Raw genomic sequence first — 21,513 nt, forward strand, 5'->3', positions numbered from 1 at the left:
GCCCGGATCAGGCGCACACTCGTAATGGCCGTCGCCCGGCCTTTTGCAAAATCGCATGACCGAATTCAAGGACACTCAGCAACAGCTCTCGAAGTTCCGCGTGCGCGTCGCGGCGGCGGGCCTGTTCGTGTTCGTCTGCTTCGGGCTGATCGGCTTTCGCTTCCTGTTCCTGCAAGTCTGGCACTACAGCAAGTACTCGCTGCAGGCCGACGAAAACCGCATTTCCGTTGCGCCGATTGTGCCGAACCGCGGCATCATCACAGACCGTAACGGCGTGGTGCTGGCAAAGAACTACTCTGCGTACACGCTCGAAATCACGCCTTCCAAGCTCAATGCGCCGCTCGAAAGCGTGATCGACGATCTGGCCACGGTCGTCTCGATCGACGCGCGCGACCGCCGCCGTTTCAAGAAGCTGCAGGAAGACTCGAAGAACTTCGAGAGCCTGCCGATCCGCACTCGCCTCACCGACGACGAAGTCGCGCGCTTCACCGCCCAGCGCTTCCGCTTTCCGGGCGTGGAAGTGCGCGCGCGTCTGTTCCGCCAATACCCGCTCGGCCCGACGGCCGCGCACGTGATCGGCTACATCGGGCGGATTTCGCAGCGCGACCAGGAGCGCATCGACGACGCCAGCGATCAGAACGACAGCGATCCGGAACACTATGATCCGCGTCTGGACGCAAACAACTACAAGGGCACCGACTACATCGGCAAGATCGGCGTCGAGCAGAGTTACGAGACGGAGTTGCACGGCCAGACTGGTTTCGAGGAAGTCGAAGTCACCGCCGGCGGCCGGCCGGTGCGCACGATGTCGCGCACGCAGGCCACGCCTGGCAATAACCTCGTGCTGTCGCTCGACATCGGCCTGCAGCAGGTCGCCGAGCAGGCATTCGCGGGCCGCCGCGGCGCGCTCGTCGCCATCGAGCCGTCCACCGGCGACGTGCTCGCATTCGTCTCCGCGCCGAGCTTCGATCCGAATTCGTTCGTAGACGGCATCGATCAGCAGACCTGGGACGAGCTCAACAACTCGCCCGACCATCCGCTCCTGAACCGGCCGCTGCACGGCACCTATCCGCCCGGCTCCACGTACAAGCCGTTTATGGCGCTCGCCGCGCTGTCGCTGCATAAGCGCACGCCGGGCTGGGGCTTCCAGGATCCGGGCTCCTACACCTTCGGCGGTCACACGTTCCGCAACGACGTGCGCTCGGGTCAGGGCTGGGTCGACATGAACCGTGCGATCGTGGTGTCGAACGACACTTACTTCTACATGCTCGCGCACGATCTCGGCGTGAACAACATCGCGAACTTCATGAAGCCGTGGGGCTTCGGCCAGATCACCGGCATCGACATTGCGGGCGAGGCGCGCGGCATCCTGCCGTCCACGGAATGGAAGCGCAAGGCGTACCGCAAGCCCGAACAGCAGAAGTGGTACGAAGGGGAAACGATCAGCCTGGGCATCGGCCAGGGCTATAACTCGTTCACGATTCTTCAGCTCGCGCACGCCACGGCCACGCTCGCGAACAACGGCATCGTGATGAAACCGCATCTCGTGCGCGACATCGAAAATCCGCTCACCAAAGACACGCGCCCGGTCGTGCGCGATCCGAGCGACAAGATTCCGGTGAAGCAGTCGGACATCGACATCATCAAGCGCGCGATGGAAGGCGTCGTGACGAACGGCACGGCGTCGAAGGTGTTCATCGGCGCGCCGTATCTGGCGGCGGGCAAGACCGGCACGGCGCAGGTCTATTCGCTGCAGGGCGCGAACTACAAGGGTCACGCGATCGCCGAACACTTGCGCGACCACGCGCTTTTCATCGCCTTCGCGCCGGCCGAGCAACCGAAGATCGCGCTCGCGCTGATCGTCGAGAACGGCGGCTGGGGCGCCGAGGCGGCCGGCCCGATCGCGCGCAAGGTGCTCGACTACTACCTGGTCGGCAAGAACAAGCCAGGCGCGGAGGCGGCGGCTGTCGCGGCGGCGGCGTCGGCGACTGAGGACGCGTCCGCACCGGAAGTCGGCACCGCGCCCGCGCCGCAGCAAGCGACGCAGCCGGTCAGGATCGCCGCGGGCTTTACCGCGCTGCCCATGCCGGGAGCGGCTTCTGGGGCGGCGGCTGCCTCGGCCGCAGCGGCGGCTTCGGCCGCTTCAGCGGCATCGGCGGCATCCGGGCTGAATGGCGTGTCGGGCGCAGCGGCTGCGGTAGGCGTCTCGTCTCCTGCTGCCGCAACATCCAGATCGCCCGCCGCCGCGGCGGGTACAGCAGCGGCGCGCAAGCCGGCGGCATCGGCTCCCACGGCAAATACACCGGTGCCGGCCTCAGCCTCGTCGGCCAACAATCCGACCCGGCGCAAATCCGGCGCGCCGCGCCAGCCCCAACCGGCGAGCGCGCCAGCGCCCGCTGCCGCTGCACGCCCCGCAACCAATGCGGGCCGGGAACCATCGCGCGATAGCGGCACTGAGCCGGCGTCGCCACGTCAGCCGGTTTCCGGCGGCATCGACGAATAAGGAGAAAGGCATGCAATTCGACAAGCGCGCCTGGCTCGACCGCATCAAGCGCATGTTCGCGGGCTTCGACCGCCCGCTCGCACTGATCGTGTTCCTGCTGCTGTGCGTGGGCATCGTCACCTTGTACAGCGCGAGTCTGGATGTGCCGGGCCGCGTGGAAGACCAGTTGCGCAACATCATGCTGACGTTCGTGCTGATGTGGGCGCTAGCCAATGTTCCGCCGACCACGCTCATGCGCTTCGCGGTCCCGCTGTACACGTTCGGGATTGCGTTACTGGTCGCCGTGGCGCTGTTCGGCCTCACGCGCAAGGGGGCAAAGCGCTGGATCAACGTGGGCGTGGTCATCCAGCCGTCGGAGATTTTGAAGATCGCGACGCCGCTCATGCTCGCCTGGTACTACCAGCGGCGCGAAGGCGTGATGCGCTGGTATGACTTCGTCGTCGGGCTGCTGATTCTGGCTGTGCCGGTAGGTCTGATCGCCAAGCAGCCCGACCTTGGCACGGCGGTGCTGGTCTTCGCCGCGGGCTTCTTCGTGATTTATTTCGCGGGCCTGAGCTTCAAACTGATCGTGCCGGTGCTGATTGCCGGCGTGATCGCGGTCGCTTCGATCGCGGCGTTGCAGGACAAGATCTGCCAGCCCGAGGTTCAGTGGCCGCTGATGCACGACTATCAGAAGCACCGCATCTGCACGCTGCTCGATCCGACTTCGGATCCGCTCGGCAAAGGCTTCCACACCATTCAGGCGGTGATTGCAATCGGCTCCGGCGGCCCGCTGGGCAAGGGCTGGCTGAAGGGCACGCAGGCGCATCTGGAGTTCATCCCCGAGAAGCACACCGACTTTATTTTCGCGGTGTTCTCCGAGGAATTCGGACTCGCGGGCGGCATCGTGCTGCTCACGCTCTATATGCTGCTCATCGCGCGCGGGCTGTATATCGCGGCAAACGGCGCGACACTGTTCGGACGCTTGCTGGCCGGCTCGTTGACCATGGCATTCTTCACCTACGCGTTCGTCAACATCGGCATGGTGAGCGGCATTCTGCCGGTGGTCGGCGTGCCGCTGCCGTTCATGAGCTACGGCGGCACTGCGCTCACAACACTCGGCGTCGCCATTGGCCTCATCATGAGCGTCGCGCGGCAAAAGCGGCTGATGCAGAGCTAGCACGGACACATCGCGCTGCAAAGCCGTGCAAAAGAGAAGGGGCGCTTCGTCAGATGCGCCCCTTTCGCTTATTGCGGTTTCACTTCCTTCTGATCCCGCAACTGCGAACTCAGTTGCTGATACTTGAGCCGCGCCGCCGGATCGCCTTGCGCGGCCGCCGCAGCGTAGTAAGCCCGCGCCACGTTGAGGTTCCTGTCCACGCCGTCGCCGCCGCGCTCGTAGAAGGAGCCGGTCACGTACTGCGCGGTCATGTCGCCGCCTTCCGCGGCCTTCTTGTACCAGAGGAACGCCTGCTTGTTGTCGCGATCGGTGCCTCGTCCATCGAGGAACTGATTGGCGAGGGCGAGCTCAGCCTGCACGTGCCCCTGCTGCGCGGCCTTCAGAAACCAGCGGTGCGCTTCCACGGGATCGCGCCCGACAAACTCGCCATCGTCATACATCTTGCCGTACACATATTGCGCGTGCGACATGTTGGCGTCGGCGGCCTTACGCAGCCACTTCTTGCCTTCATCGATGTTGGCCGCAGTGCCTTCGCCGTTGAGCAGCATCATCGCGTAATTGAACTGCGCGAGGCGGCTGCCGCGCTCGGCCGCTTTGCGAAATTCGGAGAGCGCCGCCGTCATATTGCCGGCGTTGTAGTCGGCGACCGCGGTTTGCGTCTCGGGGTCGTTCGATTTCGCGACACGATCCTGCGCATGCGCCGCCACGCCTGTCATCAATACCGCCGCCACGGCTGCCCGCGCGACGACGCCTTGCCTCAGCCACTTCATGCTCTCACCTCCTGCAACGCCTGGCGGGTTGCGCGCAACATCCACATGACATCGGCGGCCAGAGCGATAAAACGAAAACCGGCGTCGCGATGCTGCCTTGCGCTCGCGGCGTCCATCGAAAAAATGCCGGCGGCAATGCCGGCCTTGTCCGCGGCACTGACGATGCGCGCCATGGCCGCCTGCACGTCGGCGTGCTTCGAATCGCCGAGATGGCCGAGGCTCGCGGCGAGATCGGCGGGTCCGACGAACAGGCAATCGACGCCCGGCGTCGCCGCGATCTTTTCCACTTCATCGAGGCCGCGCGCCGACTCGATCTGCACGATGGTCGCGATCTGCGCGTTTGCCGTTTGCACGTAGTCGCGCCGCATGCCGTATGCGGCAGCGCGCACCGCGCCCGCGACGCCGCGCAGACCATCGACCGCCTCCGCGCTCGGATACTGCGTGAGGCGAACCGCGTGCGCCGCTTCTTCAGCGGACTCGATGTTCGGAAACATCAGCGTACGCGCGCCGGCGTCCATCACACGCTTGACGAGCCACGGCTCGCGAGCCGGCAGACGCACCACTGGTTCGCTCGGCAGATGCGCGGCGGCAATCGCCCGAAGTTGCGAGGTCACGTCGCCGCTGTCGTTCGGCGCGTGTTCCATGTCGATCAGCAGCCAGTCGAAGCCGGCGTGCGCGAGCGCCTCCGCGGCGGCATCGCTGCCGAGCGACAGCCAGAGCCCGAACAGCGGATCGGCTTCTTTCAGACGTTGCTTGAGGGGATTGGTGAAGGTGCTCATTGCCGCGCTCCGTGCCGTTCGAAACCGTCATTGCACGAGCCGCGGGCCAGCGCGCCTGGATGAGTGCGGCACAGCGCTTCGCCCGGACGCGGGCGGCCTCTGTGCCTGCTGCAACGCAATGCTGTAACCGGCATGTCTCGCTCCGTGTGGTTATGGAAGCGATCATACCGTGACAATAACGCGGCGGCTGGCCGCGCAGCGGGGAGGAGCGTTAGTCGCGGACCACGTCGGCCCAGCAATTCGGCGTCTCGTACAGGCGCACCTTCTGGAGCCGCAGATTCACGCCGTAGTGCGCGTCGTAGACGTTGGCGAGAATCTCGAACGCGACGGCCGCGAGATTTTCCACGGTGGGAATGCGATCGAGCACGACCGTCTTGTGGCCGGCCATTGTTTCGAGAAAGCCGCGCACCTGCGAATCGCCTTCGTAGACGAGGAAAGCGTGATCCCACTTGTCGACGAGATGCTCGACGGCCAGCGACTTCACGTCGGCGAAATCCATCACCATGCCGCGATCGGGCGCGCCTTCGGTGTCGACAAGATCGCCTTGCAGCGTGATTTCGAGCACATAGCGATGGCCGTGCAGATTGCGGCACTGGCTACGGTGATCGGGAATGCGGTGACCCGCGTCGAATTCGAGTTTTCGTGTAATCGTCAGCACGGCAAATCAGGGAATGTTCAGATACTTGTGGGTCTGCATCGACAGGCGCCATTGCGGATGGCGTTTGCACCAGTCGATCGCGAGCCTGGTGTTGATGTCGCGCGACGGGCCGTCCATCGGCTGGACGAGGAAATACTCGAAGTCGAGCTTCGCGTAGTCGGACAGGCGCTGGTTGTCCTGCGGAATCACGACTTTCAGTTCGTTGCCTTTGGTGACGACGAGCGGCGCGTCGGCCTTCGGGCTCACGCAAATCCAGTCGATCGTCTCGAGCACCGGCAACGAGCCGTTCGTTTCGATGGCGATCTCAAAGCCGGCCGCGTGCAGCGCGTCGACGAGCGGCTGGTCGATCTGCAGCATCGGCTCCCCGCCGGTACACACGACAAAGCGCTGGCCCTCGCCTTGCGGCCATTGCGAAGCGATCATCTGCACCAGATCTTCAGCGGTGCGGTACTTGCCGCCGTTCTCACCGTCCGTGCCGACGAAATCCGTGTCGCAGAAGCGGCACACGGCTTCGGCGCGGTCTTCCTCCCGCCCCGACCACAGGTTGCAGCCGGCGAAGCGGCAAAACACGGCCGGGCGCCCGGCATTCGCGCCCTCGCCTTGCAACGTGTAGAAAATTTCCTTGACCGCGTACGTCATGCTGCTTTCCGCCCTGTGCCTTGTACCTGTACTCGCGTACTTTATGTACCTTGTATAGCTTGTGTACCTACGAACAATTGCCAAAGCCGCGCCGTTGCGCGGCATGGTCACACCGGCTCGGTTACCTTTTCACCTGCGAGATACGCTTCATAACCACGCTTGCGCAAGCGGCAGGCCGGACATTCTCCGCAACCGAAACCCCAGTCATGCAATTCCGCGCGCTCGCCGACATAGCAGGTGTGCGTCTCGACCCGCACCAGTTCGACCAGTTCGTCGCCGCCCAACTCGCGCGCGAGACGCCAGGTGTCGGCCTTGTCGAGCCACATCAGCGGAGTTTCGAGCAGGAAGCGCGTGTCCATGCCCAGATTCAGGGCGACCTGCAGCGCCTTCATGGTGTCGTCGCGGCAATCGGGATAGCCCGAGAAATCCGTTTCACACATTCCGCCGACGAGCACCTGCAATCCGCGCCGATACGCAATTGCCGCCGCGATCGTCATGAACATCAGGTTGCGGCCTGGCACGAAGGTGTTCGGCAAACCGTTGGCCGTGGCCTCGATCTCGATTTCGCGAGTCATTGCCGTGTCACTGATCGCGCCGAGAACGGACAGGTCGATCATGTGATCGTCGCCGAGGCGCTCGCCCCATGCGGGGAAGGTGCGCGCCACCGCACTGCGGAAGCCATCCCGGCATTCGAGTTCGACGCGGTGACGCTGGCCGTAATCGAAGCCTAGCGTCTCTACCGTTTCATATCGTTCAAGTGCCCATGCGAGGCACGTGGCGGAATCCTGGCCGCCGGAAAACAGCACCAGAGCGCTACGTTTAGCGTCTTTGCGGATCACCGTGAAACTCCGTGAATGATGAGTGCCGCGTAGCGCTGCGCGAAGTGCGCCATGCAAGCAACGCGGCGCGACGCGAGCCGGCACTGCTGCCGGCCCAAAGCAGTATAGGCCGCGCCTTCCGCCTGCGAAGCTGCTGGGCGCTTATACCGATAATCGTCGGCCGAGGGGTTTGGTGCGGATCGCGTTGACCGCGCGGCTATAAAGGCCAATATGCGCCAACGAACGCATTCAGCAGGCGCCGCGCTCTCATGCAAGTCCTTGAACTGGCGCGATTTTATCACGCGACGCCGAAGCTCGCCGGACGCGCCCGCCGTACTACCGCGCGAGCCCTGAAGCAACGAAACCCCACAGCAAAAGGAAAAGCCCCAGGAATCTTGCGATTTCCTGGGGCTGAATCCTGGTGGCCTGGGACGGAATCGAACCATCGACACGCGGATTTTCAATCCGCTGCTCTACCAACTGAGCTACCGGGCCAACGAAGAACGAAATGATATCAAAGGGCCATCTACTGGGCAAGCCCCTTGTCTAAAAAATCTACGCAAGCGAAATCGCCACACGACGCCGCGCGGCCCTCACTCGCCTTTGTTCTTGCCGAGATCGACGCCGAGCTGCTTGAGCTTGCGATACAGATGCGTGCGCTCCAGCCCGGTCTTTTCCGCGACGCGCGTCATGCTGCCGTTCTCGCGTGCGAGGTGATACTCGAAGTACGCACGCTCGAATGCATCGCGCGCATCGCGCAGCGGAATATCGAAAGAAATGGATGCGGTTTGCGCCGCCAGCACGCCGCTGCCGTGGCCGTCGGCGGACAGCATCGGCAGGGCCGCAGCCGAAGCCACCGCAGACGAGCTCATCGGCATTGCGGATTTCGCCGCCGCGCCGCCAGGCGCGACCGCCGCGGTGCCGCGCGCGAGACCCTGCTCGACGGCCTTCAGCAGCTTCTGCAACGCAATCGGCTTCTCAAGAAAATTCAGCGCGCCGATCTTCGTTGCTTCGACTGCTGTGTCGATGGTCGCGTGACCGGACATCATGATCACCGGCATGGTGAGCTGCCCTTGCGCAGCCCACTCCTTGAGCAACGTCACGCCGTCGGTATCGGGCATCCAGATGTCGAGCAGCACCAGGTCCGGCGCCTGACGCAAACGGAATTCGCGCGCCTGCTGCGCGTTTTCTGCCGCCTCCACGACATGCCCCTCGTCGCTCAGGATCTCCGAGAGCAATTCCCGGATGCCCATTTCATCATCTACCACCAGGATGGTTGCCATTTACGCTGCCTTTGTCTGCACTGTTGCTTTTGTCTTTCCCTGCGACGCACCGCCATGCGCAGGATGCGGTCCCGCTTCGGGAGCCGCGGCGTCGTCTGCCAGTTGAAGGAAGAGGATCGAAATCTGCGCGCCCTCGATCACATCGCCAGCTTTCATGCGATTGCGAATGTCGATGCGCGCGCCATGTTCGTCGACGATCTTCTTGACCATCGCAAGACCCAGGCCCGTGCCCTTGGCCTTGGTCGTCACGTAGGGTTCGAATGCACGCGTGAGAATGCGTGTGGGGAAACCCGGTCCGTTATCCGACACTGTCAGACGTACAGCGACGCGTGCCTTGCCTTCTGCGTCGGGGTCTCCGTATTCTACTGTCCTCGTCTCGAGCAGCACACGCGGGCGTTCGACCTCGGCCACCGCGTCCTGAGCATTCTGCAGCAGGTTGTGGATCACCTGCCGCAACTGCGTCGCATCGCCACGAATTGCAGGCAGTTCCGACAGCTCGACCTGAATGGCGCCCTTGCCTTCTTCAATTCCGTAAAGCGTCAGGACTTCGCTCACGAGGTCGTTCAATTGCAGATGCGCGAGCACGGCGGGCGGCGTGCGCGCGTAGTCGCGGAAATTATCGACCATCTGCTTCATCGCGGCGACCTGGTTCACGATGGTGGTCGCGCCGCGCTTCAATACATCCGCATCCGACGGCGCGAGCTTGTCAGCGAGCTTCATCTGCAGACGCTCGGCCGAAAGCTGGATCGGCGTGAGCGGATTCTTGATCTCATGCGCGAGCCGCCGCGCGACCTCGCCCCATGCGACGGAGCGCTGCGCGGAGATCACGTCCGAGATGTCGTCGAACACCACCACATAGCCGGACGTCTGCATGTCCTGCGCGTCGCGATCGGTTGCGGACACGAGGCGTGCGCCGCGCACGAGCAACGTGAGCGGCTCCGATTCGCCCGGCACCTGAATCGAAAACTGCTGCTGCCAATGGCCGCCGTCGTCATGACCATCGCCGCTTGCGGCTTCGCGGTCGGCAAACGCCTTGCGCACCATGCCGCCGAATTCGCTCAGCACGCCGATCTGTTCGAGCGCCGAGCCGAGCACCTCCTGGAACTGCTGACGGAAGATGCGCTCGGCGCCGCGATTGGCCGTGGTGAGCCGGAACTGCCGGTCGAACACGAACACGCCCGCCGTGAGGTTCGCGAGAATGCTCTCCAGATACGCCTTCGAATGCTCGAGTGCAATGCGGTTGTTCTCGACCGCGGCACGCGCCTCGGACAACTGCCGCGTCATTGCATTGAACGACTGCGTGAGAAAGCCGAGTTCGTCGCGCGATTTGATTTCGCGCTTGGGCGTGTAGTCGCCCTCGGTAATTTCCTTGGTGCCCTGCGCGAGCAGGAACAGCGGCCGCGCGAGCTGATTGCCGAGCGCGAGCGCCAGCATCATTGCGATGAAGGTGGCGAGAAAGAGCGCGAGCGTGAGCGTGCCGATGTACATCTTGCGCAACCCCGTACGCCCGAGCGCTTTCTCCTGATACTCGCGATACGCGCGCTGCACAGCGTCGGCATTGCGTGCAAGCGATTGCGACACCGGCTGCGTGAGCTGCAGAAAACGCTCGGTGGGTTGCAGAAGCGCCGCGTTTGAATCGGGAATGCGCTGCACGACGCGCAGCCTTAGCGCGCCCTTGCTGCCGTGCACGCGAGGATCGCCGTCGATCTCGCCTTCGATCGCCGCATATCCGCGTCCGCGCGCCTGATCGATCATGAGCGGCGTGGGCAGATCGTTCGGCACGAGCGTCGCGTAATTGCCCGAGGCCTGTGCGACCACGTGCATGTCGGGCGTCGCGCCGGACATGCTGCGCGTGGGCTCGACGATCGTCGCGTCCTGCACGCCGAACTGGTCGCGCAGACGCAGCAGCGTGAGCGTCGTGCCGGCCGCGTCAGCGCTCGCGAGCTGCTCGGACATCAGGCGCCCCTTGGTTTGCAGATCGGACAGCGACGTATCGAGCATGCTGCGCCCGAGGCTCAGACCCGACGTAAGCGCGGTTTCCACATTCACGTCGAACCACGATTCGATACTGCGCGAGACGAACTGATACGAGACCACGTAGATGATGCCGCCCGGCACCACGCCCACCAGCGCCATGAAAAACGCGAGCTTGGCGAGCAACCGGGTGCCGAACTTACCCTTTCGCAATCGCACGATGATGACGACGACGAGCGTGACCACCACGAGCAGAAAGATGATCGCGACAACCAGATTGGCCGCATACAGCCACTGGTAATAGCGGTCGAAGAATTCGGTGTTGGCGCTTGCCGCGGCGAGCAGCACGAGCAACAGCACAGCCGTCACGGCGACAGTGGTCACCAGCACGCGTGCGACGATGCTGCTGACGCTGGTGGCGGAGCGCACTTTATTTAGCACGTTCGGTCACCGTGAAGGTAAAGCGCTTCCATTCGGAAGCGAGGTTCCAGTCGCGGTTGTTCACCGCGTCGATCTGGAACGGCTTGGGCATAAGCGCAACGTCGAGCTGCATGCGCACCGACGCGGTGTAGGTCTCGCCCACATGCACGTCGTTGCGCTCGATCACATGCCAAGACGACACATGCTTGATGACCGCGAGCGCGTCCTTCAACGTGGAGAAGCCAAGCTGCAAACCGCCGGACGACACACTCGACACACGATATTCACGCGTGAGCGGCTGAAATGACAGCCGCAGGCTCTGCGACACGTTGACCGGCTGTTCGTCGAACCAGTACCAGCGCGGCCGGCTCAGTTCGAAATCGGTCGTGAAGTAAAGCGGAATGCCCTTATTGACTGCGTCTTCGAGATTACTGTTCAACTCGAAGTCGAAACGCGCGTCGAGGCTCCAACCGGTGTTGTCGGCTTGCAGCGAAGCGCGCTGCACGGCGATCGAGTCGGCGCGCGCCGCGCCGGGTGCCGCAAGCCAGACGGCCAGCACGACCCAAAGCACGGCGGCGAGCCGAAGCGGGAAGAAGCGTTTGATGGTCACCGTTTCTGAAAGCGCGCGTAGAAAAATCCGTCGTGGTCTGAGTTCGCGCCGGCGCTGATGTCAGCGAATTCTCCGGCATGAGAACCGGCCGATGTGTCGGCGGGCGCGCGGGCGACTGAAGGTAGAAGTTGCCCCGGCGCGTCCAATCGTACCGCATCCTGGCAGTTGTTTCCAAACCACTGCGCCTGCAACTCGCCTTCTTCGGGAAAGATCGAGCACGTAACGTAAAGCAACTCGCCGCCAGGTTTCACGAGCGGCCAAAGCGCGTCGAGAATGCGCCGCTGTTCGTCGACGAGCGCGGGAATGTCGGACGCGCGGCGCAACCAGCGAATGTCCGGATGGCGCCGCACGATGCCCGACGCCGAGCACGGCACGTCCGCAAGAATGCGATCGAAAGGCTGGTCGATGTCGTCGTGCCATTTGGACGGCGCGCCCGCGTCGCCGATTCGGACTTCTGCTTCGAGCTTGAGCCGCTGCAGGTTTTCGCCGATGCGCCGCGCGCGCGCCACGTCGCTTTCGAGCGCGACCAGTTGCAGGTTCGCGAGTTCGAGCAGATGTCCGGTCTTGCCGCCCGGCGCGGCGCACGCGTCGAGCACGCGCATGCCGTCACGCACGCCGAGCAGTTGCGCGGCGAGCTGCGCGCCCGCGTCCTGCACCGAGACCACGCCCTCGTTAAAGCCAGGAATACGATCGACAGGCATCGGCGCGGCGAGCTTGACCGCCTGATCGCCCACTTTGCTAGCGGCGATGTGATGCTGCTCGAGGACTTGCAGATAGGCTTCGACAGTCGAATGACGCGCGTTCACGCGCAGTGTCAACGGACCTTGCGTGTTGCCGGCCGCGAGCACGTCTTGCCATGCTTCGGGCCATGCGCGTCTCACCGCGTCGATCCACCACGTCGGGTAATTCCAGCGCGCCACTTCGTCGGCTTGTGCTTCTGTCAGCAGCAGGTCGCGCTCGCGTAGGAAGTTGCGCAGCACCGCGTTGACAAGCCCCTTCGCAAACGCGAATTCACGACGTGCCGCAATCGCCCTGACCGCCTGGTCGACGACCGTGAACGGGGTATAGGCCGCGCTCGCTTCGTCGTCGATCAGGAGCGCAAGGGCGCAGGCCAGCACATGGCCGACATGGGGCGGCGGCGCTTTCTTGACGAGCCGCGCGATCAGCCACTCGGCCGTGCCGAGACGCCGCATCGTTCGATAAGCGATGTCCTGCACCGCACCGCGCGCAGCAGCGGCGCTGCCCTCCGGCGCGGACACGAAAACGGATTGCAGCGCTGCCGGCAAAGCCGCGCCGAGGCGCACGGCGCCGACCGCTTGCGCGGCGCAATCGAGCGCGAAGCCGAGCGACTCCGGCGCGAGATGCAGCACGGACAAGCGGGACTCGCGCGGACGCGCCGACGAAGAAGCAGAACGCGAAGAAGGCTTTGGGATCATGGGAAGACTAAGGCAGGCCGCGCGGTAGGCGCGGCACAATGAACGCACATTGTAGCGTGGCGCGGCTCGCGGCTCGCGGACCGCCAGGCGGCGTCGGCGGAGCGCAGGGCCGCCTTCAGCAAACAAAAAGGCGAGTCCGAAGACCCGCCTATCTCTTTGTCAGACCGCGCGTCAAACGGCGCGCACGGCTTTTATTCGAAGCGCCCGGTGCGGGCCATCTCCATCAGACGCGCGATGCGTTCCTCTGTCGCCGGGTGCGTAGAGAACAGATTCGCGATGCCGCCGCCCGCCAGCGGGTTCATGATCATCATCTGCGCGGTGGCCGGATGCTGCTCGGCCGCGGGGAACGGAATGCCGCTCGCGTAACGATGAATCTTGTCGAGCGCCGAAGCGAGCGCTTGCGGGTCGCCGGAAATCTGCGCGCCGCCGCGGTCCGCCTCGAATTCACGCGCGCGCGAAATCGCCATCTGGATCAGCGCGCCGGCAATAGGCGCTAGCAGCGCGACTGCAATGCCGGCGATCGGGTTCGTGGGACGCCCGTTTTCGTCGCGGCCGCCAAAGAACATCGCGAAGTTCGCGAGCGCGGAAATCGCGCCGGCCATGGTGGCCGAAATGGTCGAGATGAGAATGTCGCGATGTTTCACGTGCGCGAGTTCGTGCGCCATCACGCCCCGCATTTCGCGCTCGGACAGCACACGCAGAATACCGGTGGTCGCTGCAACCGCCGCATGCTCCGGGTTGCGGCCGGTGGCGAATGCGTTCGGCGCGTCTTCGTTGATCAGGTAGACGCGCGGCATCGGCAAGCCGGCGCCCGTGGAGAGTTCACGCACCATGCGGTAGAACTGCGGCGCGCTGGTTTCGTCGACTTCCTGCGCGTTGTACATGCGCAGCACCATCTTGTCCGAGAACCAGTACGAGAAAAAATTCATGCCGAGCGCAATGACGAGCGCGATCGTCATGCCGCGCGACCCGCCTATCATTCCGCCGATCACGATGAAAAGGGCCGTGATCGCGGCCATCAACATCGCGGTTTTGACCCAATTGAACATGTCTGCAACTCCTTGCCCTAACGCCAGGTTCATATCCGTGCCGCATCATTGCGGCGCCTGATTGTAAGCGAAATGTTAGATATGGACGCGCGCGGAAAATTCAATCATCTCGATGCAGTGGCGAGCTTGATGCCCAGGCCGACAAAGGCGCTGCCGACGCCGCGGTCGAGCCACTTCTTCACCGAAGGCTTGCCCGAGAAGCGCTGCGTCACGCTGCCGGCGACCCACGCGACAAAGCTGTTCCACAGCATGCTCATCACCACGAACACTGCGCCGAGCGTGAGAAAGGCGAGCGCCTTCTGCTCGGTGCCGGCGGCAACGAACTGCGGGAAGAACGACACGAAGAAAAGCACGACCTTCGGATTCAGCACGTTGGTCCAGAAGCCTTGCAGGAACAGCTGACGCAGCGACTTCGGCGCGCCGGCCGCGCGCGCTGCGCCGCGGGCCTCGTCCACGGCGGGCCTGGCGAAAATGAGGCGCACGCCCAGATAGATCAGATAGATCGCGCCGACAAACTTGATGACGGTGAACGCGGTAGCCGACGCGGCGAGCAGCGCCGTCAGGCCAAACGCGCACGCGAGCGAGTGCACGCAGCAGCCAGCCGAAATGCCCAGCGCGGACATGAGCCCCGCTCCTCGGCCCTGCGCGACGCTGCGCCCGACGATATAAGCCGTATCCGGCCCCGGCGTGACGTTCAGCAAGAAAACGGCGATGACGAAAAACTCGAAATGGGTGATGCCGAACATGGGAATCCTCGGAAACTGATCCTCTGCAACAACGATTCTAACGCGCGGCGAGCGCCCGGCGGTGCCGCTTGCCGTCGGCCGAACGGACGATGGCAAGGCGCAGCCGCGCCGTGTTAATTCGCTTCGGGAAGCTCGAAACGCTGACCCGTAGCCAGCGCAAAGCCGGCCAGGAATTCGCGCACCGGCAGGCGCTTGCCGCCGGGTTTTTGCAATTGCGTGAGACGCAGTGCGCCTTCGCCACAGGCCACGACTACGCCTTCGGGGGAAACATCGGTGATCGTGCCGGGCGCCGCGTGGCTCGGGGCGTCTTCGGCGGCGGCCGCCCAGATCTTGATCGAGGTGCCGTCTTCGAGCGTGGCCACGCCGCCCGGGAACGGGTCGAACGCGCGCACCTGGCGGGCGAGCGCCACAGCCGGGCGACGCCAGTTGAGAGCGGCCTCGTGCTTGCCGATCTTTTCCGCGTAAGTCACGCCGTCGGCGGGTTGCGGCGTGGATGCCAGCTTGCCGCTCTTCTCCAGTTCCATCAGGGCCTCGACGATCAGCTTCGCGCCGGCTTGCGCAAGGCGGTCGTGCAAGGTGGCGGTGGTGTCGTCGGCGGAAATTGGGGTGCGCGTTTCGGAGATCATCGCGCCGGTGTCGAGGCCGGCGTCCATCTGCATGAGCGTGATGCCGGTTTCGGCGTCGCCCGCCTCGATCGCGCGATGAATCGGCGCGGCGCCGCGCCAGCGCGGCAGCAGCGACGCGTGAATATTAATGCAGCCGAACGGCGCGATATCGAGCACTTCCTGCGGCAGGATCAGGCCGTAGGCGGCCACCACCATTACGTCGTGCGGCGTGGCGCGCAACTGCTCGATGGCGGCCGCGGCCTCGGCCGGATACTTGCCGGCCAGGCGCAGCGACGGCGGTTGCGCGAGCGCGAGCCCGTGCTCGACGGCGTAACGCTTGACGGGACTCGCCTGCAATTTCATGCCGCGACCCGCCGGCCGATCCGGCTGGGTGAGCACGAGCGGCACCGGAAAACCGGCACCGTGGATGGCGGCGAGCGCCGCCGAAGCGAATTCCGGCGTACCGGCGAAGACAACGCGCAACGAATGACTCATGAGCGGGGAAGCAGGCGGGTAGCGGAACGGGCGCGCATTACATCGCGTGGGCGAGTTTCTTCATCTTGCTTTTGATGCGCGTCTGCTTCAGCGGCGACAGATATTCGACGAACACGCGGCCCATCAGGTGATCCATTTCGTGCTGAATGCACACTGCGAGAAGCCCTTCACAGTCCATCTCGAACGTTTCGCCCTTCTCGTTCAGCGCCCGCACGCGCACTTTCTCCGCGCGCTCGACGTTGTCGTAAATGCCCGGCACGGACAGACAGCCCTCCTCCGAGAGCTTTTTCTCGTCGCTCGACCAGACAATTTCCGGATTGATGAACGCGAGCAACTGATCGTGCGTGTCCGAGACGTCGATCACGATCACGCGCTCGTGCACGTCGACCTGGGTGGCCGCGAGGCCCACGCCCGGCGCGGCGTACATGGTTTCGGCCATATCCGCGACGAGGCGGCGGATACGGTCGTTGACCTCTTCCACCGGCTTCGCAACCTTGTGCAGCCGTTTGTCCGGGTAATTGAGGATGTTCAGTAAAGCCATGATTTCGAGTGTGAATTTCGGCGCCGCTGACCGTGGGAAGGCTCGCGTTGGCCATTCGGCCAGGTTGTGGGCCCGTCGCAATACGCACACGATAGATGGTGTCGAACCGGTTCGATTCAACGCGCCACACGCGCTAGACGACGAGCCCGCGCGGGTGGGCGCGGCGCTGCAGTTATTTCGGATGATGAAAATTTTAGCATGGCGCCCGCCTGCCCGCTGGCCCCTGCACGAGGATCGACCCACAATGCACAGCTTGCCTTCGACGGAAACTGAACTCGCCGCGTGGCTGCGGCTCTCTCTCGCGCCGGGACTCAAACCCGCGGCGTTGCGCCTGTTGCTGAGTGCCTTCGGCCTTCCGGAGGCGATTCTTCAGCAGCAGCCCGAAACGCTCGCCGCGATTGCCGGCGAGGCTGCGGCACGCGCGGCGCTGGCTCCGACGGGCCCCGAATTCGACGCCCAACTGGACGCGGCGATTGCCTGGCGTGAGCTGCCCGGCAACCAGATCGTCACGCTCGACGACCCGGCCTACCCGCCGGCGCTCCTCACCATGCCCGATCCGCCGCCGCTGCTATATATAAAGGGACGGCTGGACTTGCTGCATACACGCGCGGTCGCGCTAGTGGGCAGCCGCAGCGCCACGCCGCAAGGCATGGAAGACGCTGAACGCTTCGCGCGGACGATTTCGGCGGCGGGCGTGACCGTCGTGTCCGGGCTTGCCCAAGGGATCGACGGCGCGGCGCATCGGGGCGGGCTCGACGGAATTGGAAGCACCGTCGCGGTGATCGGCACCGGCGCGGATCTGGTCTATCCCTCCGCGCATCATGCGCTGGCGAGGCAAATTGCCGTGCAAGGCGCGATTCTGTCGGAGTGGCCGCTCGGCACGCCGGCGCGCGCCGCCAACTTCCCCCAGCGCAACCGGCTGATCGCGGGACTCGTGAGCGGCGTGCTGATTGTCGAGGCGGCCATGCGCTCGGGCTCGCTCATCACCGCGCGGCTTGCCAACGAGATGGGCCGCGATATCTTCGCGTTGCCCGGCTCCATTCACGCGCCACTGTCGCGCGGGTGTCATCGGATGATCAAGCAGGGCGCAAAGCTCGTGGAGACGCCTGACGAGGTGCTCGATGAATTGGGGTTCGCGAGGGCCGCGCCGGTTGCCTCTCCCCTTGCCGCGGGCATCCACGTTCAGCGCGGCGCGACGTGCACGTTCGCCGATGCCGCGGCTGGCTGCACGCCAGGTGACTCGTCGAATAGCCGCGAACCGGCGAACGCGGCGCAGCCAGGGCCCGCAAACACTGAAGCGCGCCGCTCGAATGCAATCGTTCCGTCCGACCCCGACGCGGAGCGGCTCCTCGCCGCGCTCGGGCACGCCCCGACGAGTCTTGAAATTCTCGCCACGCGCACCGAGATGGACTACGCCGCCTTGCAGGCCACGCTGCTGCAACTGGAACTCGCCGGCCACGTCAGCGCGCTGCCCGGCGGCCGCTACACGCGGGCAAGCCACGGCTAGGCCGCGAATCGGCTAGACACGCTCGCCGCTCGGACACCCTGCGCGATCGGCCGTGCTACATTCGCGCCAAAGCATTCGACCAAGCACTTGAGGAACCACCATGCCCGCGCTGAATCTCGACACCGACCAGGACCGGATAGCCGAGCGCGTCAACGAACCCGACACGCTGTTCGTCGCCTGCCTGTGCGCGGAGTGGTGCGGAACCTGTCGCGAGTACCGCGAGGCGTTCGACAAGCTGGCCGAGCGGCATCCGGAGATCTGTTTCGCATGGATCGACATCGAGACGCATGCGGATCGATTCGATGATCTTGATGTCGAGAATTTTCCGACCATTCTGATCGAAGACTCAGTAACGACACGCTTCTTCGGCACCGTTTTGCCTCAGGCAGCGATTGTCGAGCGGATGTTGTCGGACCTGACCGCGCTGCCGGGCGTGGTCGGCGCACCCAAGCTGCGGCCCGCGCTGGCGGCCGTCTGAAGGCAATCTGAGGGCAATCCGAACGCGAGCCGCGCGGCTCGTCCGACAATCCGGAGCAGCGCGCCGGAGCCTCGGCAGCACGACGGTTGCGACCGGCGCAGCGCGCGTTTGCCGCAGCTTGCCCAATTGCTGAGCGCGCAATTATGATGGCGCGCTTTTATGTCAGTTGACACGCCGCTTTCCCGCCGTGTGCTATAAAGCGGTCGTTAATGGGTAGCAAGGTCGCAAACGAGGGTCGCGCCGACTGGGCGCGCTCAAGGCCACCAACCCGGATATACCAACCTCACATCGAGTCATGTCCAAAGCACTGATCATCGCCGAAAAGCCTTCCGTCGCGAACGACATCGCGCGCGCTTTGGGCGGTTTTACCAAGCATGACGAATACTACGAGAGCGACGAGTACGTCCTCTCTTCTGCAGTGGGCCATCTGCTGGAAATCGCCGCGCCCGAAGAATACGAAGTGAAACGCGGCAAGTGGAGTTTCGCCAATCTGCCCGTCATTCCGCCGCATTTCGACCTGAATCCGATCGCGAAGAGCGAGTCGCGCCTGAAGGTGCTGACGAAGCTCCTCAAGCGCAAGGATATTGACCGCCTCATCAACGCATGCGACGCGGGGCGCGAGGGCGAGCTGATTTTCCGCCTGATCGCGCAACACGCGAAAGCGAAGCAGCCGGTGCAGCGCCTGTGGCTGCAATCGATGACGCCGGCCGCGATCCGCGACGGCTTCGCGCGTTTGCGCAGCGACGAGGAAATGCAGCCGCTCGCCGACGCCGCGCGTTGCCGCTCGGAAGCGGACTGGCTCGTCGGCATCAACGGCACGCGCGCGATGACAGCGTTCAACAGCAAGGGCGGTGGCTTTTTCCTGACCACCGTCGGCCGGGTGCAGACGCCCACGCTGTCAATCGTCGTTGAGCGCGAGGAGAAGATTCGCCGCTTCGTGCCGCGCGACTACTGGGAAGTGAAGGCGGAGTTCGTCTGCGCGGCCGGTTTTTACGAGGGCCGCTGGTTCGATCCGAAATTCAAGCGCGACGAGTTCGATCCTGAAAAGCGCGACTCGCGTCTGTGGTCGCTGCCCGCGGCGGAGACAATCGTCGCCGCGTGCCGCGGCCAGCTCGGCACGGTCACTGAAGAGTCGAAGCCGTCCACGCAACTGTCGCCGGCGCTCTTCGACCTGACGAGCCTGCAGCGCGAGGCGAACGGCCGCTTCGGTTTCTCGGCCAAGAACACGCTAGGCCTCGCTCAGGCGCTGTACGAAAAGCACAAGGTGCTGACCTATCCGCGGACTGACGCACGCGCGTTGCCCGAAGACTATATGGATACGGTCAAGCAGACGCTCGGCATGCTCAAGGAGAGCAACAACTATCTGCCGTTCGCGAAGCAGGTGTTGGACAAGGGCTGGGTCAAGCCGAACAAGCGCATCTTCGATAATTCGAAGATCAGCGACCACTTCGCCATCATCCCGACGCTGCAAGCGCCGAAGAATCTGTCCGAGCCCGAGCAGAAGCTTTACGACCTCGTCGTGAAGCGCTTCCTTTCGGTGTTCTTCCCGGCGGCCGAGTACCGCGTGACCACGCGTATTACCGAGGTGGTCGGCCATCACTTCAAGACTGAAGGCAAGGTGCTGGTCGAGCCTGGCTGGCTGCAGGTCTACGGCCGCGAAATCAGCGGTGAAGACGCGAACCTCGTGCCCGTGCAGAAGGACGAAAAGGTCAAGACCGACAAGATCGCCGCCCAGCAACTGGTAACGAAACCGCCGGCACGCTACAACGAAGCCACGCTGCTGTCGGCCATGGAAGGCGCGGGCAAGCTCGTCGAAGACGACGAATTGCGCGAAGCGATGGCGGCCAAGGGTCTCGGCACGCCGGCTACGCGCGCAGCGATTATCGAAGGTCTGCTCGGCGAGAAGTATCTGATCCGCGAAGGCCGCGATCTGATTCCGACCGCCAAGGCATTCCAGTTGATGACGCTGCTGCGCGGTCTCGGCGTGAAGGAATTGACCGCGCCCGAATTGACCGGCGAGTGGGAATACAAGCTCTCCCAGATGGAGCGTGGCAACCTGCCGCGCGACGCGTTCATGCAGGAAATCGCGCGCATGACGCAAACCATCGTGAAGCGTGCGAAGGAATACGATTCGGACACGATCCCGGGCGATTACGCGACGTTGCAGACGCCATGCCCGAATTGCGGCGGTCAGGTGAAGGAGAATTATCGCCGCTTCGCGTGCTCGAAGTGCGAGTTCTCCATCTCCAAGATTCCGGGCGGCCGACAGTTCGAGATCGAGGAAGTCGAGGAACTGCTGAAGAACAAGACGATCGGTCCGCTCTCGGGTTTCCGCAGCAAGATGGGCCGTCCTTTCTCGGCGATCCTCAAGCTTTCGCTCGACGACGAAATCAAGAACTACAAGCTCGAGTTCGACTTCGGTCAGGATGCTGGCGGTGAAGACGGCGAACCGCCCGACTTTTCCGATCAGGAGCCGGTGGGCGCGTGTCCGAAGTGCAAGGGCCGCGTGTTCGAGCATGGCATGAGCTACGTCTGCGAGAACTCGGTCGCCAATCCAAAGACTTGCGACTTCCGCTCGGGCAAGGTGATTCTGCAGCAGGAAATCGCGCGCGAGCAGATGGCCAAGCTGCTCGAAGAAGGACGCACCGACCTGCTGACGAACTTCAAGTCGTCGCGCACAGGCCGTAACTTCAAGGCGTTCCTCGTCAAGCAGAACGACGGCAAGATCGGCTTCGAATTCGAGAAGAAGGAGCCGTCGGCCAAGACCGCCGCCAGGACGGCCGCGGCGAAGTCGGCAGCAAAGGCCGGTGGTCCGGAGTTCGAATCCGACGAGGACGAAGCGTCGGTCGCGGTGAAGGCAGCGCCGGCTGCCAAAAAGGCTGCAGCGAAAAAAGCACCCGCGACGAAAACCGCAGCGGCAAAAAAAGCGCCGGCCAAAAAGACGGCGGCCCGCAAAACGGGCTCGTGATCAGCGGGCGCAGCGCGGCGCGCCGTGCTGCGCGCTGAATGCCCGCCTGCGTTAGCCAACGACGCTCATGACAAA

The 21,513-nt window shown here is 64.0% G+C and carries 18 protein-coding genes and 1 tRNA gene; 5 read left to right on the top strand and 14 right to left on the bottom strand.

Going from position 1 to position 21,513, the window contains the following annotated elements; translation table 11 throughout:
• Nucleotides 1–55: 55 nt before the first annotated feature.
• Both mrdA and rodA read left to right on the top strand, forming a co-directional pair.
• Nucleotides 56–2,503 (top strand): penicillin-binding protein 2, encoded by a 2,448-nt coding sequence (mrdA, locus tag A3AC_RS0106910; protein ID WP_025598048.1) that lies wholly within the window; start codon nucleotides 56–58, stop codon nucleotides 2,501–2,503.
• A 10-nt stretch (nucleotides 2,504–2,513) separates the two neighbouring features.
• Nucleotides 2,514–3,662: a rod shape-determining protein RodA gene (gene rodA, locus A3AC_RS0106915; RefSeq protein ID WP_025598049.1), complete on the top strand. Its 1,149-nt coding sequence runs from the start codon at nucleotides 2,514–2,516 to the stop codon at nucleotides 3,660–3,662.
• 68 nt (nucleotides 3,663–3,730) lie between these two features.
• On the opposite strand, the gene A3AC_RS0106920 is transcribed toward rodA, so the two are convergent.
• From A3AC_RS0106920 to def, 14 genes are all read right to left on the bottom strand, one after another.
• On the bottom strand, nucleotides 3,731–4,432 hold the full coding sequence (locus A3AC_RS0106920; RefSeq protein WP_025598050.1) for a tetratricopeptide repeat protein: 702 nt from the start codon (nucleotides 4,430–4,432) through the stop codon (nucleotides 3,731–3,733).
• Entirely contained in the window at nucleotides 4,429–5,211 is a 783-nt protein-coding gene (locus A3AC_RS0106925; RefSeq protein ID WP_025598051.1) for an HpcH/HpaI aldolase family protein, read from the bottom strand. Before A3AC_RS0106925 ends, A3AC_RS0106920 begins: the two co-directional genes overlap by 4 nt.
• 211 nt (nucleotides 5,212–5,422) lie before the next feature.
• Nucleotides 5,423–5,866, bottom strand: coding sequence for a 6-carboxytetrahydropterin synthase QueD (gene queD, locus A3AC_RS0106930; protein WP_156924586.1), 444 nt, complete (start codon nucleotides 5,864–5,866; stop codon nucleotides 5,423–5,425).
• Nucleotides 5,867–5,875: 9 nt separating this feature from the next.
• Nucleotides 5,876–6,508, bottom strand: a complete 633-nt coding sequence (queE, locus tag A3AC_RS0106935) for a 7-carboxy-7-deazaguanine synthase (protein ID WP_025598053.1) — start codon at nucleotides 6,506–6,508, stop codon at nucleotides 5,876–5,878.
• 107 nt (nucleotides 6,509–6,615) lie between these two features.
• The gene (gene queC / locus A3AC_RS0106940) at nucleotides 6,616–7,347 is read right to left on the bottom strand and encodes a 7-cyano-7-deazaguanine synthase QueC (RefSeq protein ID WP_025598054.1); all 732 of its coding nucleotides are present in this window, start codon (nucleotides 7,345–7,347) and stop codon (nucleotides 6,616–6,618) included.
• A gap of 398 nt (nucleotides 7,348–7,745) precedes the next feature.
• Nucleotides 7,746–7,821: transfer RNA gene (locus A3AC_RS0106945), tRNA-Phe, on the bottom strand.
• Nucleotides 7,822–7,919: 98 nt separating this feature from the next.
• The gene (esaR, locus tag A3AC_RS0106950) at nucleotides 7,920–8,609 is read right to left on the bottom strand and encodes a response regulator transcription factor EsaR (RefSeq protein ID WP_025598055.1); all 690 of its coding nucleotides are present in this window, start codon (nucleotides 8,607–8,609) and stop codon (nucleotides 7,920–7,922) included.
• Nucleotides 8,610–11,024: a sensor histidine kinase gene (locus tag A3AC_RS0106955; protein WP_025598056.1), complete on the bottom strand. Its 2,415-nt coding sequence runs from the start codon at nucleotides 11,022–11,024 to the stop codon at nucleotides 8,610–8,612.
• Nucleotides 11,014–11,613, bottom strand: coding sequence for a DUF4390 domain-containing protein (locus A3AC_RS0106960; RefSeq protein ID WP_025598057.1), 600 nt, complete (start codon nucleotides 11,611–11,613; stop codon nucleotides 11,014–11,016). Before A3AC_RS0106960 ends, A3AC_RS0106955 begins: the two co-directional genes overlap by 11 nt.
• Nucleotides 11,610–13,049 (bottom strand): 16S rRNA (cytosine(967)-C(5))-methyltransferase RsmB, encoded by a 1,440-nt coding sequence (gene rsmB, locus A3AC_RS0106965; RefSeq protein ID WP_025598058.1) that lies wholly within the window; start codon nucleotides 13,047–13,049, stop codon nucleotides 11,610–11,612. Before rsmB ends, A3AC_RS0106960 begins: the two co-directional genes overlap by 4 nt.
• Before the next feature lie 191 nt (nucleotides 13,050–13,240).
• Nucleotides 13,241–14,098 carry a zinc metalloprotease HtpX gene (htpX, locus tag A3AC_RS0106970; protein WP_025598059.1) on the bottom strand — a complete coding sequence of 286 codons (858 nt, stop codon included), beginning with the start codon at nucleotides 14,096–14,098 and terminating at the stop codon, nucleotides 13,241–13,243.
• A gap of 104 nt (nucleotides 14,099–14,202) precedes the next feature.
• Complete coding sequence (locus A3AC_RS0106975) at nucleotides 14,203–14,844, bottom strand: LysE family translocator (RefSeq protein ID WP_025598060.1); 642 nt, start codon at nucleotides 14,842–14,844, stop codon at nucleotides 14,203–14,205.
• Nucleotides 14,845–14,957: 113 nt separating this feature from the next.
• Nucleotides 14,958–15,944 carry a methionyl-tRNA formyltransferase gene (gene fmt, locus A3AC_RS0106980; RefSeq protein ID WP_025598061.1) on the bottom strand — a complete coding sequence of 329 codons (987 nt, stop codon included), beginning with the start codon at nucleotides 15,942–15,944 and terminating at the stop codon, nucleotides 14,958–14,960.
• 37 nt (nucleotides 15,945–15,981) lie between these two features.
• The gene (def, locus tag A3AC_RS0106985; RefSeq protein WP_025598062.1) at nucleotides 15,982–16,485 is read right to left on the bottom strand and encodes a peptide deformylase; all 504 of its coding nucleotides are present in this window, start codon (nucleotides 16,483–16,485) and stop codon (nucleotides 15,982–15,984) included.
• A gap of 244 nt (nucleotides 16,486–16,729) precedes the next feature.
• Here def and dprA point away from each other — a divergent pair, with 244 nt between their 5' ends.
• From dprA to A3AC_RS0107000, 3 genes are all read left to right on the top strand, one after another.
• Entirely contained in the window at nucleotides 16,730–17,992 is a 1,263-nt protein-coding gene (gene dprA, locus A3AC_RS0106990) for a DNA-processing protein DprA (protein WP_025598063.1), read from the top strand.
• Nucleotides 17,993–18,092: 100 nt separating this feature from the next.
• Nucleotides 18,093–18,470 (top strand): thioredoxin family protein, encoded by a 378-nt coding sequence (locus A3AC_RS0106995; protein ID WP_025598064.1) that lies wholly within the window; start codon nucleotides 18,093–18,095, stop codon nucleotides 18,468–18,470.
• A gap of 295 nt (nucleotides 18,471–18,765) precedes the next feature.
• Nucleotides 18,766–21,438 carry a DNA topoisomerase III gene (locus A3AC_RS0107000; RefSeq protein ID WP_025598065.1) on the top strand — a complete coding sequence of 891 codons (2,673 nt, stop codon included), beginning with the start codon at nucleotides 18,766–18,768 and terminating at the stop codon, nucleotides 21,436–21,438.
• The last annotated feature ends 75 nt before the right edge of the window (nucleotides 21,439–21,513 follow it).

It is taken from the genome of Burkholderia sp. WSM2230, assembly GCF_000472445.1.
Classification (GTDB): Bacteria; Pseudomonadota; Gammaproteobacteria; order Burkholderiales; family Burkholderiaceae; genus Paraburkholderia.

Coding starts and splice junctions, on each gene's coding strand:
- mrdA (WP_025598048.1), top strand. CDS start 56: ATGACCGAATTCAAGGACACTCAGCAACAGCTCTCGAAGTTCCGCGTG.
- rodA (WP_025598049.1), top strand. CDS start 2,514: ATGCAATTCGACAAGCGCGCCTGGCTCGACCGCATCAAGCGCATGTTC.
- A3AC_RS0106920 (WP_025598050.1), bottom strand. CDS start 4,432: ATGAAGTGGCTGAGGCAAGGCGTCGTCGCGCGGGCAGCCGTGGCGGCG.
- A3AC_RS0106925 (WP_025598051.1), bottom strand. CDS start 5,211: ATGAGCACCTTCACCAATCCCCTCAAGCAACGTCTGAAAGAAGCCGAT.
- queE (WP_025598053.1), bottom strand. CDS start 6,508: ATGACGTACGCGGTCAAGGAAATTTTCTACACGTTGCAAGGCGAGGGC.
- esaR (WP_025598055.1), bottom strand. CDS start 8,609: ATGGCAACCATCCTGGTGGTAGATGATGAAATGGGCATCCGGGAATTG.
- rsmB (WP_025598058.1), bottom strand. CDS start 13,049: ATGATCCCAAAGCCTTCTTCGCGTTCTGCTTCTTCGTCGGCGCGTCCG.
- htpX (WP_025598059.1), bottom strand. CDS start 14,098: ATGTTCAATTGGGTCAAAACCGCGATGTTGATGGCCGCGATCACGGCC.
- A3AC_RS0106975 (WP_025598060.1), bottom strand. CDS start 14,844: ATGTTCGGCATCACCCATTTCGAGTTTTTCGTCATCGCCGTTTTCTTG.
- fmt (WP_025598061.1), bottom strand. CDS start 15,944: ATGAGTCATTCGTTGCGCGTTGTCTTCGCCGGTACGCCGGAATTCGCT.
- def (WP_025598062.1), bottom strand. CDS start 16,485: ATGGCTTTACTGAACATCCTCAATTACCCGGACAAACGGCTGCACAAG.
- dprA (WP_025598063.1), top strand. CDS start 16,730: ATGCACAGCTTGCCTTCGACGGAAACTGAACTCGCCGCGTGGCTGCGG.
- A3AC_RS0106995 (WP_025598064.1), top strand. CDS start 18,093: ATGCCCGCGCTGAATCTCGACACCGACCAGGACCGGATAGCCGAGCGC.
- A3AC_RS0107000 (WP_025598065.1), top strand. CDS start 18,766: ATGTCCAAAGCACTGATCATCGCCGAAAAGCCTTCCGTCGCGAACGAC.